The 16,672-nt window shown below is 28.0% G+C and carries 16 protein-coding genes and 1 other annotated feature; of the genes, 8 read left to right on the forward strand and 8 right to left on the reverse strand.

Annotation, left to right across the window (positions count from 1 at the left end; all coding sequences use genetic code 11):
- The first annotated feature begins 1 nt into the window (after position 1).
- Positions 2–1,021 carry a CehA/McbA family metallohydrolase gene (locus J1C67_RS00260; RefSeq protein ID WP_167866311.1) on the forward strand — a complete coding sequence of 340 codons (1,020 nt, stop codon included), beginning with the start codon at positions 2–4 and terminating at the stop codon, positions 1,019–1,021.
- A 104-nt stretch (positions 1,022–1,125) separates the two neighbouring features.
- Here the strand turns inward: J1C67_RS00260 and J1C67_RS00265 are convergent, their stop codons facing one another.
- Complete coding sequence (locus J1C67_RS00265; protein ID WP_167866310.1) at positions 1,126–1,440, reverse strand: hypothetical protein; 315 nt, start codon at positions 1,438–1,440, stop codon at positions 1,126–1,128.
- 240 nt (positions 1,441–1,680) lie between these two features.
- Between J1C67_RS00265 and J1C67_RS00270 the strand changes: the two genes are divergently transcribed.
- The gene (locus J1C67_RS00270; protein ID WP_089972493.1) at positions 1,681–2,148 is read left to right on the forward strand and encodes an Lrp/AsnC ligand binding domain-containing protein; all 468 of its coding nucleotides are present in this window, start codon (positions 1,681–1,683) and stop codon (positions 2,146–2,148) included.
- 74 nt (positions 2,149–2,222) lie between these two features.
- Positions 2,223–2,429 carry a DUF378 domain-containing protein gene (locus J1C67_RS00275; RefSeq protein ID WP_089972491.1) on the forward strand — a complete coding sequence of 69 codons (207 nt, stop codon included), beginning with the start codon at positions 2,223–2,225 and terminating at the stop codon, positions 2,427–2,429.
- A gap of 36 nt (positions 2,430–2,465) precedes the next feature.
- Here J1C67_RS00275 and J1C67_RS00280 read toward each other — a convergent pair whose 3' ends face one another.
- Together J1C67_RS00280 and J1C67_RS00285 are read right to left on the reverse strand one after the other, a co-directional pair.
- Positions 2,466–4,211, reverse strand: a complete 1,746-nt coding sequence (locus J1C67_RS00280) for a phosphoenolpyruvate carboxykinase (ATP) (protein WP_089972487.1) — start codon at positions 4,209–4,211, stop codon at positions 2,466–2,468.
- A 261-nt stretch (positions 4,212–4,472) separates the two neighbouring features.
- The gene (locus J1C67_RS00285; RefSeq protein ID WP_089972484.1) at positions 4,473–5,192 is read right to left on the reverse strand and encodes a lysophospholipid acyltransferase family protein; all 720 of its coding nucleotides are present in this window, start codon (positions 5,190–5,192) and stop codon (positions 4,473–4,475) included.
- A gap of 176 nt (positions 5,193–5,368) precedes the next feature.
- Here J1C67_RS00285 and J1C67_RS00290 point away from each other — a divergent pair, with 176 nt between their 5' ends.
- A complete protein-coding gene (locus J1C67_RS00290; protein WP_167866309.1) occupies positions 5,369–6,235 on the forward strand; it encodes a ComEC/Rec2 family competence protein in 867 nt (288 codons plus the stop codon).
- Between the two features lie 141 nt (positions 6,236–6,376).
- Here J1C67_RS00290 and J1C67_RS00295 read toward each other — a convergent pair whose 3' ends face one another.
- Positions 6,377–7,189 carry a ribonuclease H-like domain-containing protein gene (locus J1C67_RS00295; protein WP_167866308.1) on the reverse strand — a complete coding sequence of 271 codons (813 nt, stop codon included), beginning with the start codon at positions 7,187–7,189 and terminating at the stop codon, positions 6,377–6,379.
- Positions 7,190–7,511: 322 nt separating this feature from the next.
- Here J1C67_RS00295 and J1C67_RS00300 point away from each other — a divergent pair, with 322 nt between their 5' ends.
- From J1C67_RS00300 to J1C67_RS00310, 3 genes are all read left to right on the forward strand, one after another.
- Entirely contained in the window at positions 7,512–7,733 is a 222-nt protein-coding gene (locus J1C67_RS00300) for a FeoA family protein (RefSeq protein WP_089972473.1), read from the forward strand.
- A 12-nt stretch (positions 7,734–7,745) separates the two neighbouring features.
- Complete coding sequence (gene feoB / locus J1C67_RS00305; RefSeq protein ID WP_167866307.1) at positions 7,746–9,506, forward strand: ferrous iron transport protein B; 1,761 nt, start codon at positions 7,746–7,748, stop codon at positions 9,504–9,506.
- A gap of 71 nt (positions 9,507–9,577) precedes the next feature.
- Positions 9,578–9,724 carry a FeoB-associated Cys-rich membrane protein gene (locus tag J1C67_RS00310; RefSeq protein ID WP_089972467.1) on the forward strand — a complete coding sequence of 49 codons (147 nt, stop codon included), beginning with the start codon at positions 9,578–9,580 and terminating at the stop codon, positions 9,722–9,724.
- A 58-nt stretch (positions 9,725–9,782) separates the two neighbouring features.
- On the opposite strand, the gene argS is transcribed toward J1C67_RS00310, so the two are convergent.
- On the reverse strand, positions 9,783–11,474 hold the full coding sequence (gene argS, locus J1C67_RS00315) for an arginine--tRNA ligase (protein WP_167866306.1): 1,692 nt from the start codon (positions 11,472–11,474) through the stop codon (positions 9,783–9,785).
- A gap of 72 nt (positions 11,475–11,546) precedes the next feature.
- Positions 11,547–11,753 (reverse strand) — a binding site (T-box leader).
- Between the two features lie 207 nt (positions 11,754–11,960).
- Between argS and J1C67_RS00320 the strand changes: the two genes are divergently transcribed.
- A complete protein-coding gene (locus J1C67_RS00320; RefSeq protein WP_089972460.1) occupies positions 11,961–13,472 on the forward strand; it encodes a Ppx/GppA phosphatase family protein in 1,512 nt (503 codons plus the stop codon).
- Positions 13,473–13,586: 114 nt separating this feature from the next.
- Here J1C67_RS00320 and trmB read toward each other — a convergent pair whose 3' ends face one another.
- The 3 genes from trmB to J1C67_RS00335 form a co-directional block, all read right to left on the reverse strand.
- Positions 13,587–14,222, reverse strand: a complete 636-nt coding sequence (trmB, locus tag J1C67_RS00325) for a tRNA (guanosine(46)-N7)-methyltransferase TrmB (protein ID WP_089970831.1) — start codon at positions 14,220–14,222, stop codon at positions 13,587–13,589.
- A gap of 118 nt (positions 14,223–14,340) precedes the next feature.
- Entirely contained in the window at positions 14,341–14,985 is a 645-nt protein-coding gene (locus J1C67_RS00330; RefSeq protein ID WP_089970829.1) for a site-2 protease family protein, read from the reverse strand.
- Between the two features lie 163 nt (positions 14,986–15,148).
- Positions 15,149–16,510 (reverse strand): LCP family protein, encoded by a 1,362-nt coding sequence (locus tag J1C67_RS00335; RefSeq protein WP_207253541.1) that lies wholly within the window; start codon positions 16,508–16,510, stop codon positions 15,149–15,151.
- Between the last annotated feature and the right edge of the window lie 162 nt (positions 16,511–16,672).

Here is a 16,672-nt window from a genome sequence, read left to right on the forward strand (position 1 = left end):
TTTGGGAAGAAAAAAGCATAAAGACATAAAAGAATTCGATCAAAGCAATTTAAAATTTTATTATGGAATACCTCATTGTCATACATCTTATTCTACCGGCAGAGGAAATCCTTATGATGATTATGAATATGGAAGAAAAACAGGTATAAACTTTATGTGCATAACAGACCATAATTCTTATCTTTCTAATAAAGTTATTATTAAAGATGAGGTTTTAACAAGATGGCAAGGAACTCATCACTATGCAATTAAGATGAGGAAGAAATACGATGATTTTTTACCCTTAGTAGGCTTTGAATGTAAAACTAACTCTTTTGGTGATTTTAATATAATAAATTCTAATACATTTTTTAATGGTACAATAATAGACTTAAAGCTTTTAGCTTTATGGATGTTAAATAATACAAATGCTTTTATTTCAATTAATCATCCCCACAAAAATGTTAATAGCCTTGATCACCATCCAATATTTAACAAGCTTATTACCTCTGTGGAAGTTGGTAACGGAAACCCTTCGTCGAAATATACTCGCCATGATAAATATTATTATAACCTTCTAGATATAGGTTGGAAACTTGGCGCCATAAATAGTCAGGATAACCACAAAGTAAATTTTGGTGATTCAGAAAACCTTACAGTTTATATAGGTAATGAACTTTCAACTACTGCACTAGTATCTGCTTTTAGAAATAGAAGAACCTATTCAACTGAATCCCGTTTTTTGAAACTTTATTTTACTATTAATAATATTTTTATGGGTGAGGAAATTGTTATAACTTCTGATAAACTTAAATTTATGATTTATGCTGATGATATTAGGTATCCAATTAAAGAAATTCATATAATTTCTAATAAAGGTACTTTGGTCAAAAACATAATTGACATTAACTTAAATAACATTAAATATCTTTATGAGCATGTACATGAAAAAGATGAAAGCTGGTATGTAATTAAAGTTATTCAGAAAACTGGTAAAATCGCTTTTAGTTCACCTATTTTTGTAACTAAAAATCCAGACTAAAATGCAAATATTCCTTAAAGGTTTTTTATATGTTTAAGGCATCTTGAAAAAATAACTAGTTTAACTACTAGTATTTTTTGAAGATGCCTAAATTATTTATTTTCTTATTTTTTTAAATGCTTAACTCTGTTTGGTTTAGCTTTAGGCTTAATTACTATTTTCTTTTCTGCAACCTTAGGGCCTCCAGTACTATGAATTTCCATAAACCATAAGAAAAACATAACTGTTAATAATGTTGAGACCGCATTAATCCACTTATTTTGGTTTCCTATAAAAAATTGGCTTGCTAAAATTACTATTGAAATTCCTAAAGGAATCCATTTGTTTATTTTCACTTTAGAAAATATAAATTTTCTTCCGCCCCAAAAAATTAAAATTGTTGCTACTATCATTATTACTATATATAATATGTTGCTCATAAGTATCCCTCCTATTTTACTGTGTAACCTATATATTAAAATAAATAAGCTTTATTTTCAAGTGTTATAAATTTAATTTTTTTTTTTTTTTGAAAGCATCTTGCTTTATTTGGGATTTTTTATCAATTCATTAATTTTTTTAATTTATTTTATAATATTATCATTTTTAGCTTCTATTTTCACAATAAATTTGATAAAATAGAAAAAGAAATTATAAAATCGTTAAATAGGGGTGATAATATGGGTTTAAACCAAACCTATCAATTAGATGAACTTGACCTTCAAATATTAGATTTATTAATTAAGGACTCTAGAACTCCTTATTTAGAAATAGCTAGAATATGTCATGTTAGTGGTGGTACTATACATGTAAGAATGAAAAAGATGGAAGAACTTGGAGTTGTAAAAGGAACTAGAATTCTTTTAAACCTACCAATATTGGGCTATGATGTATGCTGCTTTGTTGGCATATATGTAGATAAAACATCTTCTTTCTCATCAGTTGTAGATCAACTTTCTTTAATAAGCGAGGTTGTAGAATTACATCTAACTACAGGGAATTATTCTATTTTTACAAAAGTAATATGCAAAAACATTTCTGATTTACAATCTATATTACTTAATAAAATAAATGTAATTCCTGGAGTTCAAAGAACAGATACATTTATTTCACTTGAACAACCAGTAGATAGGAATATTACAATTTAATTTTATGTTTTACACATAAAAAATATTTCTTTGGGAAACATAATTATGTATCCAAAAATAAAGGAGTGTTTTTTATGAAAGTATTAGATTCAACCGCTCTTATATTAGTTATTATAGGAGCGATAAACTGGGGTTTAATTGGATTTTTCCAATTTAACTTAGTCTCTACACTATTCGGAGATATGACAGCATTTAGTAGAATTGTGTATGCTCTAGTAGGAATAGCTGGATTATACTCACTGTCATTCTTTGCAAAAGATAAATTAATGAGTTCAGACTAAAATAAAAAGCCTCTCAAATTTGAGAGGCTTTTTATTTTATAAATTCTTTATTATTTCAAATAATTCTAAAGCTGCAAGTCTTGGTCCTTCTTTTTCTTGTCCGTTAACTGCTAAACAAGTTTTAATTTGCCCAACTTTAACATTACCTTTATACATTGCATCAAAATAATTATCAATTAATATATCACATTGTTCTGGCTTTTGAGCTGGTCCAAATGGATTTGCAAAATATGATTCTACAAGTCCTATTTCAGTTGTAGTTCCCTTAGCCATTCTTGCTCCTGATTTAAATACATTAATAGCTTCCTTAGCTGTTTTAAAGTATTCTATGGAAGTTTCGCCTTCTCCTACCTTAGTATAATTATTTGCATAAAGGAATAAATCAACTTTATATCCTTTAATTATTTCTTTATAAGGAGCGACTGGCATAACTAACCTTGCATTTGTTTTATCTGGATTCATAAATATACTTCTATCCATTTCCTTAAATGCATAACCTTGATCTAAATCATCTAGTCTTACAAAAGCACCAATTTCTGTACCATATCCTATAATATCTCCATCTTTTTCTTTAAAAGTACCCATATCATCGAATATTATTGTCATATTACTAATATGATCTTCACTTAAAGTTCTAAAAGCTTCTAAACTTTCAGATTTACCAGCACCACTATCTCCCATTATAACAACATTAGCATTCTTACCTTCCTTAAGCACAATGTTTACCATAGCTCCATGAATAGGTAAGCAACCTCTTTTTATCATAATTAAATTATGAAGTGTTAATGTCATTTTTTTCATATATCCAAAATAATCTATTTCTTCTGAATGATTAATGTATCCAACCATTATATCATTTTTAACATCATCATAAAATACTGTTTTTAAATTACCATCATCATCATTAGCTCCAAACACAAAAATAATATCAGGTTTTCTACCTCTATATTCTTCTGTTCTTGCCATTTCAAATAAATTACATAAAGTTATTCCATGAGCCATATAATCTCTATGGAAATATATGTATGCTAGTAATTCTCCAACCTTTGCAGTGTAGCAGAACCAATGATCTGCATTTAATGAAGCTCTTTTAACTGGATTTTCAAAAACTTCATTAAACATACCATTTCTAGTATTTTTTTTAGGATATGTTATAAATGGAGTTTCAAGTAATATAGTATCTATAAATTGTATTTTTTCTAAAGCTTCATAACCATCTGGTATAGGCCATAATACTTTATTTATCATTACACATGAATTCCCACCTGCTGGTAATTGTCTAAATACCTTTGGTTTTAATCCAGAAACATTTTTTTCTATTTTTCTATATAACTTTTTAATAAGAGTTGAAAAAGCTGTATTTGCTTGTGTAAGGTTCATAGCTTCTAATCCCTCTTGTACTTTATCTCCATGAATTACTGTATATCTTTCAAGTCTTCTCCAGAATAAATAAAAATCTTCTATGAAATATATGAAGCTATCTTTGTCTGAAAATAAGTTTTTATAATTTTCATCAAATGTAACTATTTCATTCACATCCATAACTGTTAAATATTTAATTACTCTTATTACATCTTTTCTTAATTCACATAGATCATTCGTATTTAAAGATTTTGATAAGTATTTATAGCTTAAAGAAAGCTTTGTTTCTGAGGTTTTTAAATAAACCTCAAGAACCCTTCTAAACCCCTCACTTTCTGTTAGTGTTTGAAAGTTATTACAGTACTTAGCTGTAAAGTTTATTAATATTTTATCATTGCTTATTGAAAACTCTTTACGCACACAATTGCCCCCTTTTTGCATTTTATCTTAGTTAAATATTCATTTTTATATCTTTTAGTGATTTATTATTAAATTATATCATATATTATGCAATTTAAGAAAGAAGTTTTTTCATTTTTCACAAACTATTATTAAATTGAAAACATATTGTATTTGAAAACATATACACGAACGTTTTTTTAATAATTAAATTTATTTATCGCATTTCCTTAAAATAAAAAAAATAATTCGTTACTTATTTCATCAAATTTTTAACATTTATTATTCTTTATTTTTCTCTAAAGAATTTGCTATAACACTTCTAACTTTTTCTGCTAATTCTTTTTCTTCTTCTTTTGTTAAATTTTCTGTATAAATTGGTTCACCAAATGTAACTATAATATCTATTTGTTTAATTTTTCTATCTATTTCAAATGCTCTGTCTGCTCTATCCATTGCTACTGGAATTATGGGCACTTTTGCTTTTGTAGCAAGTTTCATACTACCTCTTTTAAATTCTCCAAGTTTTCCATCTTTACTCCTAGTTCCTTCTGGAAATACTGCCATGCTATGACCCTCTTTAAGATTTTGTACACCTTCATTTATTACTTTAACTGCTTCTCGTACATTTTCTCTATCAATTGGCACACACTTAGCTTGTTTTATCCAATATCCTATAATAGGCACCTTTATTAATTCTTTCTTTGCTATAAACCCAATACTTCTTTTTGCTGTAAATATTAATAAAGGACAATCTAAAACACTTGTATGATTTCCTATAAAGACGCAGGGTTCCTCTGGTATATTTTCCTCTCCTATTACTGTAACATTCATTTTGACAGCTTTATTTATAGTGTAATCCGCCCAAGCACATTCAACTTTCGCTACATATTTATCCGCTTCTACTTCGCCTTTAAATCTTCTAATAAAAAATAATTTAATAGCCTTTAATCTTAAGATTATCATATATAATCCATAATTTATTTTCTTAAACAAATCCATTATTTTTCTCCTAATTATGTTTTTAAAGGAATCTGAAGAATTTCTAATATATTTTTTTAGATTCCTTACTTGTATTATACAAGGATAAATATTATAGTACAATGAGAAGTTTAGCCTTTATTTAAATTGCAAATACAAAAAAATAACTTTAACTAAGAATTTAGGAGGTCTTAAAATTGAAAAAGAAATTTTCAATTCTATCCTTATTAATATTAATATTTGCTTTTATTTTTTCATTCTACAACCTTTTATTTACACCTAAAAAAAACCTAAATCCCACTAATAAAATGATTGTTCACTATATAGATGTTGGCCAAGGCGACTCTATTTTAATACAAGTAAACAATAAAAATTTACTTATTGATGCAGGACCAAAAGATGCTAAAGAAAATTTATTAACTTATTTAGATTCTATCGGCTTATCTAAACTAGATTATATAATTGCAACACATCCTCATGAAGACCACATAGGTAGTATGTCCTCTGTCATTAATAAGTATGAAGTCGGAAAATTTTATGCTCCAAAAGTTGAACATACAACTAGCACATTTGAAAAAATGGTGGAATCTTTAATAACTAAAGATTTAAAAATTAATATTATTAAAGCTGGCATAGATACTATCGATTTAGGCAAAGGCACAAATGTAACAGTATTTTCTCCAAGCAAAGAAGAATATTCTAATCTTAATGACTATTCCCCTATAATAAAAATTGAATATGGAAATAATTCTTTTCTATTTACTGGTGATGCAGAAGTTGAAGTTGAAAAAGAAGTTTTATCTAAAAATCCTAATATAAAATCTGACGTTTTAAAACTTGGCCATCATGGATCTTCAACTTCAACTAGCAAAACTTTTTTAAATGCTGTTAATCCATCTATTGGTGTAATATCTGCAGGTATAGATAATAAATATGGACATCCCACTAATAAAACACTAACTTTATTAAATACTAATAATATAAAATCTTATAGAACTGATTTAGATGGAACTATAGTATTATCCTCTAACGGAACAGAAATAAATAGGATTCCAAACAAATAAAATTCTTCAAATCAAGGGATATTTATCTTATTATTTTGTTTACGATTACTAAATTAAACAATAGATGCCTCCAAATAAAAATTTGGAGGCATCTATTGTTTAAGGATTTCTCCTAAAACAATTAAGATTAGATATTTGTTTTTAAATTACATTATTAACTTCTAATTTAATTTCACTTTCTTCTATCATATCTATCTTTTTAGTTTCATCTATTATTTCTATGTCTTCATTATATTCTGCTTTTTCAGTATCTTCTTCATTTTCTTTCTCAGTATCTTTTTCATTATATTCTTCATTCTCTTTTTCAATATTAATAATGTATTGATTCCATTTCTTAAAGATAACACAAAGATTTGTTACATCTTGCTCATTATATAAAAGTATAGTTTCTATTTTTTCTTTTGGCATTCTCATTATATATTCTCTATCTTTTAACACTTTATGAAATGTCTTTGCTAGGTTAGACCCACTAATTAAATCTCCTTCTCTATGAATATCAAATAATTTTTCTAAATTTTTAAGACCTATTGATGTTTTTCTTTCTCTTTCATACTCTTTTTGAATGTCTATGGATTCATATTCTATAGAAAAATCATATTCTATGTTGTACTTTTTAAAGAGATAATTAATTACTGTAAAATCATTATTCCCTGAAAATGTAACAATAGCTTTTTTACCAGCTTCTTTCATGTTAATAAAATATTTTTTTGCTAGTATAAGTAAATCTACTACTTCATTTTTATTTTCAATCATATATTGAGTTACATATATTTTTTTATCCTTATTATTATATATACAAGCTCCGAAAACACCAATACATTTAGGCTTCTTATATACATAATGCTCCAAATCAAAAAATATAACATCCTCTGGAGTTCTATTAATTTCATTAGTGTGTAGCATAAATTCTTTTGAGACTTCTTCTACCTCTACAATATTTTCACGTATTATCATAGTACCCACTCTTTCTTCCAGTATTTAAGTATAAAAATAATTATTAACTATAACAATTAACTATTTTTAGATACCTTTATCTATATATATTTTTTCTCATTAATATACTTTTTAATTATACCATTTTTGTGGTAATTAAAAAACTTTTAATTAATATATCTTAATCCTATTTTGATATATTATTATTAAATTAATATATCAATAACTTTATAGTTTTTCTGTTTTTTTCAAAATTATTCACTTAATTTAAAAAAACATTGACTTTTTTTTAATTTTTAGCTATTATATAGTATGATAATGATTTTCATTGGAGGTAGAGATAATGTGTATTTGTGATTTAGAACTAGGCCAAAAAGGAATAATTAAATCAATTTCCGGAAATGTAGATTTAGCTAAAAGATTATCTGCTTTAGGTTGCATTGAAGGTACAGAGGTAGAACTTAAAAGAATAGCTCCTTTAGGCGATCCTATGATACTACAGCTAAGAGGATTCGATTTAGCCATAAGAAAAAAAGATGCTAAGAATATTTTTCTAGCTAACTAAGGAGGATAATAAATGAAAACAGTAGCACTACTGGGTAACCCCAATGTAGGAAAGACAACTTTATTTAATAGCTTAACCGGTTCTACTCAAAGAGTTGGAAATTGGGCAGGAGTTACAGTAGATAAGAAGGAAGGCTTCTTTGGAGATATAAAAGTAGTTGATCTACCAGGAATATATGCTCTTGATACTTATTCTAACGAAGAAAAAATTTCCAAAAAATTTTTAGAGGATGATGAGGTTGATGTTATCTTAAATATTATAGATGCATCAAATATAAATAGAAACCTTTATTTAACTACTCAATTAAAACAATTTAAAAAACCTATTATTTTAGCCGTTAATATGATTGACGTAGCTGAAAAAAAAGGATTTAATTTAGATTATAATAAGCTATCAGAACTTTTGCAAGTTAAAGTAATTCCAATTGTAGCTTCAAAGGAAGAGGGAATTAATGAACTAAAAGACGCACTAGTATCTGATGTTTTTTTCAGTTCTCAAGCTGATAATGATTTTCATTTTGAAGATGAAAAAACGACTTATTCTTTTATTGATTCTGTTTTAGAAAAATGTAGTACCACTTCTATAAAAAAAGGTAAACCAACTAAAGACAAATTAGATAATATTTTGTTGAACCCATGGCTTGCTTATCCAATTTTTTTAGCTTTTATGGCTTTAATGTTCCAAGTAACATTTGCATGGGTTGGTCAACCATTATCTGATATGCTAGATGCATTACTTAACGATTCCCTTTTACCATTTGTTACTAGCCTTTTATCTGATAGTAGCCCTTGGTTCCAATCATTAATTGTTGATGGTATTATTGCTGGAGTTGGGGGAATAGTTGTTTTATTACCTATAATACTTGCTCTCTTCGCTTGTATTTCAGTATTAGAAGATAGTGGTTATATGGCTCGAATAGCTTTTATAATGGACAAGGTTATGAGAAAAATGGGTCTTTCAGGTAAGGCATTTATTCCTATGATCGTTGGTTTCGGTTGTACAGTACCAGCTATTATGTCAGCTAGAACTTTAGAAAGTGAAAAAGATAGAAAACTTACAGCATTATTAGTACCACTAATGAGTTGTAATGCAAAATTACCTGTTTACGCAGTGTTTGCTGCTGTATTCTTTCCTAAATATGTTGGATTAATTGTTGCTGGCCTTTATTTATTAGGTGTAATATTAGCCTTTATTTTCGGAGTAATTTTTAAGAATACTATTTTTAAAAAAGATGAGGAGCCCTTTATTATAGAATTACCAGAATATAAAACTCCATCTATTAAAAATATAGGAAAACAAGTATGGGAAAAAGCAAGAGGATTCTTAATTAGAGCTGGAACATTAATATTTGCTATGAGTGTTCTTATATGGTTCCTATCAAACTTTAACTTTACTGGAATGGTAGATGTTAATGATAGTCTATTGTCTTCAATTGGTAGCGTTATAGCTCCAATATTTAAGCCGCTAGGTTTTGGTGATTGGCAAAGTTCAGTATCATTATTAACAGGGTTACTTGCTAAAGAAAGTGTTATAGCTTCAATGGGGATAATTTTCTCAGGTGACTTAACATTAATGTTACCAGTATATTTCACATCAGCTTCTGCACTTTCATTTTTAGTGTTTGTATTACTATACACTCCCTGTATATCAGTTATAGGTGCTATGTACAAAGAGTATGGAACTAAATTCACTCTTTTTTCAATAGCTTACCAATTGATTTTAGCATGGGTAGTATCATTCATAGTCTTTAATATTGCAACTTTATTTTTATAGATGAGGAATCTTCAAGAAAATAGACCAGCATCTGACGAGTTCTTTTCTTGAAGACACCTAAGGAGGATGTTATGGAGATTATTATAACAATTGGAATTTTAGGATTCTCAGCCTTTATACTTTTTAGAAGTTTTAGAAAATCATCTAAAGGCAATTGTAATTGTGGCAGTTGTTCAAACCACTGTCCTATTTATAAAGACAAAGATAAAAATAAATAGCCTAATAAAAAAAGCAACGTTTAAATTAAACGTTGCTTTTTTGAATATTCCTTAGTAATTACATTTTTTCTACTACATCTATTCCTAATAAGTATAATCCATTTTTTATAACTTGACAGCTAGCTTTAACTAATTCTAATCTAGCTTGCTTTAATCCTTCATCTTCTAAATTTAATACTGAATGTGCATTGTAGAACTTATTAAATGCCTTAGCAACTTCTATTACATATCTAGTTAGTATTGAAGGCTCTAGTTTTTCAACTGCTACATGTATTTGATTATTGAAGTTTTCTAAGTGTTTCACTAATTCAAACTCTTCTTTTGAGTTAAGTTTTGAGAAATCAGCTTCTATATTTGATTCTTCTGCTCTTCTTAATATGCTCTTAGCTCTTGCATAGGAATATTGAACATAAGGACCTGTTTCTCCTTCAAATGAAAGCATTTCCTTCCAATCAAATATTATATCTTTTTCTCTTGAATTCTTAAGGTAAGTAAATACTAGTGCACCTACTCCAATTTTCTTTGCAACATCTTCTTTATTTTCTAATTCTGGATTTTTTTCATTTATAACTTCTAAAGTCTTATCTACTGATTCTCTTACTAAATCATCTAAAAGTATTATTTCACCCTTTCTAGTTGAAAGCTTTCTATCTGCAAACTTAACTAATCCAAATCCAACATGAACACAATCCTTAGCCCATTCGTGTCCTGCAAGCTCTAACACTTTAAACACTTGCTTAAAGTGAAGTGCTTGAGGTGAACCAACTACATACACACATTTATAGAAATCATATTTTTTCTTTCTATACATAGCTGCTGCTAAATCTCTTGTTGCATATATAGATGCTCCATCTCCTTTTAACACTATGCATGGTGGCATGTTATATTCATCAAGCATAACTACTTGTGCTCCATTACTTTCAACTAAAAGTTTCTTTTCTTTTAGCTCATTAACTACAACACCCATTTTATCATTGTAGAAGGCTTCTCCTGCATAGGAATCAAATTCTACGTTAAATATGCTATATACCCTATCAAATTCTTTTAGGCTTAAGTTTCTGAATCTTTCCCATAATGCTTCTGCTTCTTTATCTCCATCTTCTAAAGCTTTAAAGTATGCTCTTCCTTCATCAACTAATGATGGATCATTCTCAGCTTCATCATGGAACTTAACATATATTCTAAGTAACTCATCTATTGCATTTTCTTCTAGAGCTTTTTCATTACCCCATCTTTTATATGCTGATATTAACTTACCAAATTGTGTTCCCCAATCTCCTAAGTGATTAATTCCTTCTACAGTATACCCTTCTTTTTTAAATAATCTGTATAATGAATTTCCAACTGAAGTTGAGAAAAGATGACCAACATGGAAAGGCTTTGCAATGTTTGGTGATGAATGTTCAACACAAACAGTTTTTCCTTCTCCTACATTTGATGATCCATAATTATCTCCTTCTTCTAGGATTTTTTCTATAGCATTTTTTGTAAATATAGCTTTATCTGCAAAAAAGTTTACATATGGTCCTAAATTATCTATTTTTTCAAACCCTTCTGCATTTAATTTATCTTTTAACTCTGCTGCTATCATATTTGGTGCTTTTCTAAGTGTTTTTGAGAATTGGAAACATGGGAATGCGAAATCCCCCATTTCTGGTCTTGGTGGTATTTCTATTAAATTTTCAATAAGCTTAACATCCATATCCATATGTTCTTTTATAAGCTCTGCAATTTTCATTTTATAATCCATAATTATTCCTCCCTATATTTTAGGCATTTCATTATATTTACTTGAAAATAAAAAAAGCCATCTCTTTTAAAAATAAGAGACGGAAGTAACCGCGGTACCACTCTAGTTGCATTTATGAATGCCACTCATTGCTTTAACGCAGCTTATACGATCTATCCTACTTAATTTCAGTAGATGTCTCCAAGTCTCTTTTCCTTTTAATTTATCTTGTAGGGCTCACACCATCTCCCTATTCGCTAAAAGATTAAATTAAAGTACTTTCCTCTTCTTTGACTTTATTTTAAATTTATTAATATACCTATTATACATAACTCTAAGTTTTTTTGTCAACTCATAAAAATAATTTCATTTATAAACTTTAATTTTAGTTAAGGCATATCCAAATAAATAACTAGTCAGTAAATTTTATCTATTCTTTATTTTTAAAAGTGATATAATATTGAATTAGAAACTAAATTATAATACTAAAGTAAATAAGGAGTTCTTATGAATAAAATAGGTGTTATTGATATTGGTCCTAATACTCTTCGATTAATGTTAACTGAGGTTGAAGATGATGGTTATTTTAAAGTTATAGATGAACTTAAATCTTCTATAAGATTATGTTCTGACTTAGTTAACGGATGTGAAATATGCAATGATAAAATCAGTTTAATTCTTTCTACACTTAGAGCTTTTAAATCATTATGCATTGTATCTGGCGCTTCTAAAATAATTGCAGTTGCTACTGAATCCTTTAGAACTGCACAAAATAAAGATTTGTTAATATCAACAATTAAATCTGAATTAGATGTTGATATTAGAGTGTTATCTTGTGAAGAAGAAATCCACTATAACTTTATAGGTGTAACTAGAAGTATATATGTAGAAAATTCTTTAATGGTAGAAGTTGAAGGAAATAGCACTCACTTAGCTTGGATTCAAAATGGATGCATTATCAAAAGTGCAACACTTCCTTTTGGCTGTGTAAATTTATCATACAATTATAACTTAACTGATAGAATATCTAGAGATGATTTAGATGTAACTATAAACCTTATAAACTCTCATTTACGTGACTTGCAATGGGTAACTGAAAACACATATGATTCTATAATTGGAGTTGGTGGCACGGTTCGTACAATCGGGAAACTTGATAGGATTAAAAAGAGATATCCACTTGATATATCTCATAACTACGAACTTACTGATTTAGATGTTCATGATATATATAATCTTTTAAAATCTAAGGATTATAAGCAAAGATGCAAAATTGAAGGTTTTGATCCTGATTCTTCTGATGTAATTGTCGGTGGACTTGCTATTTTCCACAATATTGTTAAACTAGTTTGCAACAGTAAAATCATTATTTCTGACCGTGGTTTAAAAGAAGGGGTTTTATATGAATACATTAATTCTAAACATCCACTTAACAAAGATATTTTAGATTATAGCATTAACGGTATTTTAGATACTTTAAATAGTAATAAATCTCATGCTAAACATGTATTTTGGATTACTACTAAACTCTTTGATGCACTAAAACCTCTTCACCATTTAGATAGTAGTTATGATCGCATTCTTAAAACTGCTACTATGCTTCATGATTGTGGAACTAGTATAGATTACTATGAGCATCATAAACATTCTTTCTATATAATTTTACATTCTTATATTAATGGAATAACTCATAAAGAATTACTAATGAGTGCATGTATTGCAGCCTCACATAGGTTTAATAAATACCAGGTTCCTCAGCCTCCATTCGCCTCCATTATCAATAGCCTTGATGTAAAGGCTACAAAGTTAATAGGAGTTCTTTTAAAGCTTGCTGAAGGGCTAGATAGAAGCCTTGTAGGTGCTGTTAGTGATTTAGATGTAGACTTTGACGAAAATACAGTTACAATCACTGTAACTTCGGATATAGATTTAGAACTTGAAATTCACCAAGCATATAGAGCTACTGGTAAATTTAAAGAGATTTACAATAGAAATCTTATTATAAAAAAAGCTATCTAAATTTATAAAACCCTAGGATTTTTTAAATCCTAGGGTTTTATTTGCTAGTTACGCTTTTTTTGTGTAAAGTAGCTTCTTTGATTTGTTATTTTCTTTCATCTCTATAAATGTTTTTTATTTCAACCTTGCTGTTAAACACATTGTTTTCATTCCAAGACCTGTAAACTTAGTTTCATATTCAGTCATTATGTTTCCTTCAAAATTTGATTTGTGAAGGTCATATGTTAAGAATTCAATTTCAAAGCCTGACTCTTTAAAGTATTCTTGTGATGCATTAAATAAATCAGTATCATCTGTTTTAAACCAAACTTCTGATCCAGCCTTTAAGAATGCCTTATACTTTGATAAAAATCTTGTATGGGTTAATCTTCTTTTATTGTGTCTATCCTTTGGCCAAGGGTTACAAAAATTAATATATATTTTACTTACTTCATCTTTTTCAAATACGTCTTCTATAAAATCGATGTTCATAGCAGTAAGTCTTGCATTCTCTAAATTATTTTCTTGAAGTTTATGAAGCCCATAAATTAATACTTCATCTTTTAAATCTACCGCTACATAGTTAATCTCTGGATTATTTATAGAGTGCTTAAGTAAAAATTCACCTCTACCACATCCAAGTTCTAAATATATAGGATTTGAATTACCAAATACCTCATTCCATTTTCCTTTATTAACTGAAGCTCTTGGAAGAAATAAATTACTTTCTTCTAGTTCTGGTCTTACCCACTGTTTTTTCCTTAGTCTCATTTGTTTTCCTCCTAAATCTTAGGGATGTTCAAATAAATAGCAAGTCAGTATGCTAGTCTATTTATTTTTATGTCCCTTAAACTACATAAAATAAATTTATTATATTATTTAGTATGTATTAAATAAATATCCCTACTACCGCCTTAGCTATTGTGATAAATAACGTATAGATAATACCTACTGGAATTCCTAAAATTTTTCCACCTATTAATAAAACACCTATTAATATAAACATTTGATATTGATATATAGTATCAGCTACTTTATAATATGTTTTTGGCCAAAGATTTTTCATTATTTCAAAACCTGCAAGTCCTGGTAATGGTAATAAATTAAATACAAATAAACTTATATTTATTAAAACTATACTCCTTAACATATTAGATGCTACCATGTACATACTCTCTGGCATCATATTTCCTAAAATATAAATGAAAAAAATAAATATAAATGACCCTACAAATCCAACTAAAAGATTTGCAAGTGGTCCTGCAACTGTAACCTTTATAGCATCTTTTTGTCCTCTTTTATAAGCATTTGGATTTGTATCTAAAGGCTTTGTCCATCCAAATCCACATATAATAATCATTAAAAATCCCATTGGATCAATGTGATCTATAGGGTTTAAAGATAATCTTCCTTGAAACCTTGGAGTTTTATCTCCTAATTTATCTGCCATTTTTGCTTTTGCATAACCTTGAACTGTAAAGGCTATTAATATAGCTGGTATTGTAAATATTATATCTAATAATTTATCTGCCATAATTCAACTCTCCTTAACTTTTTTCTTCTATGTATTATACCATATATTAAGTCTTAACACATATACTAATAAATTAAAAAAGAACTCAGCTCATAAATTATAAGCTGAGTTCTTTTTACTTTAACTATTACCTTATAAAATTAAAAACCATCTTCCCTATAGCTTATTGTGGTTTTGGTTTTGCTGCTTCTTCTGCCGCTTTTTTTGCAGCTGCATCTTCTGCTGCCTTTCTTGCAGCTGCATCTTCTGCTGCCTTTTTTGCAGCTGCATCTTCTGCCGCTTTTCTTGTTGCTGCTTCTTCTGCCCTTCTCGCTTCTTCTTTTCTAGCCGCTTCCGCTTCTGCTATTTTTCTCGCTTCTTCTTTTTTCGCCGTTTCCGCTTCTGCTACTTTATCTACAGTATTAGTTCTTTGAATATCTTTATCATTAAGTTTCTTTCCAGTATCTAGATATTCTTCTGGTTTAATTCCATATAAAGAATTATATCTCTTTTCATCTGATCTGTATTTTGCAAAAACATTTTCTCTTGCAATAAGGTCATAATCTTCTGCATTAGGTAATTTATTTTCAAATATAAAGTCATTTAGTACCTTAGCATTTTGTTTTTTATCTATTAATATTACCCAGCCCTTATCTTTATATCCATTTTCCTCACTTGATAACTCTACTTGTGGAATTTGAAGTTGTTCAAATTTAAGTTCTGGAAATTTATAAATTGTATATCCATAATTTAAAGCCATAAGTGGTTCTATATTTGTTTTAACATGTTCTGATAATTTATCTGCTATACCTGGGTATTTTAAAGGATTTATTTTCACTAAATTTTCAGCTACTTCATTTAAAACTCTGCTTTGTCTTTCACTTCTCTCATAAGAACCATTTCCAACACTTCTTATTCTTGAATATGAAAGAGCTTGAGCTCCATTAAGTTTTTGTAATCCTGGTTTTGTTATTGGCTCTGATTTAGTTTCTGTGGAATCACCTATGTATTCATTAACATTTTCAATTTCATAATCTTTAATATCAATTTCAATGCCCCCTATTGCATCAATAATTGATTCAAAACCCCAAAAATTAACTATTACATATTTATCTAATTTAATTTCAAAAGCATCACTTATAGTTTCCATTAATAATTCTGCTCCACCTAATGCAAATGCTGCATTTATCTTTTGCTCACCATATTCTGGAACATCAACTAATGTATCTCTTTGAATTGAAGTTAACTTAACTTCTTTATTATTATTATCTAATGTTGCAATCATAATAGAATCTGATCTTGATAACTCATCTAATGTTCTACCATCACTTCCTATTAATAAAACATTTGTTATACCTTCAACTTCTTTATATTTATTTTCTTCTGTACTTATGCTATTTGTATCACTTGGTGGTACGTATATTTTACTTTTAAAATATTGATAACCAAATAAAACAGTTGCTATAATTATAGCTAATACACTTAAAGAAATTATGATAGCCATTTTCTTTTTACTAATACTTTTTTTATCTTTTTTTCCATTCATACATAATATCCTCCCTTTACCTTCCTATTATATAACCATTTAACATAGTTTTACAAGGACATGCTTTAATTATACGGATTTTTTTTTCATTTGTATTACAAAATTATTAATTTTTTAAAATATTGCACTAATTATAGTATGACATACTATAATCCATATTAT

The sequence above is a fragment of the Clostridium gasigenes genome (genome assembly GCF_017348895.1).
GTDB classification, from domain to species: domain Bacteria; phylum Bacillota; class Clostridia; order Clostridiales; family Clostridiaceae; genus Clostridium; species Clostridium gasigenes.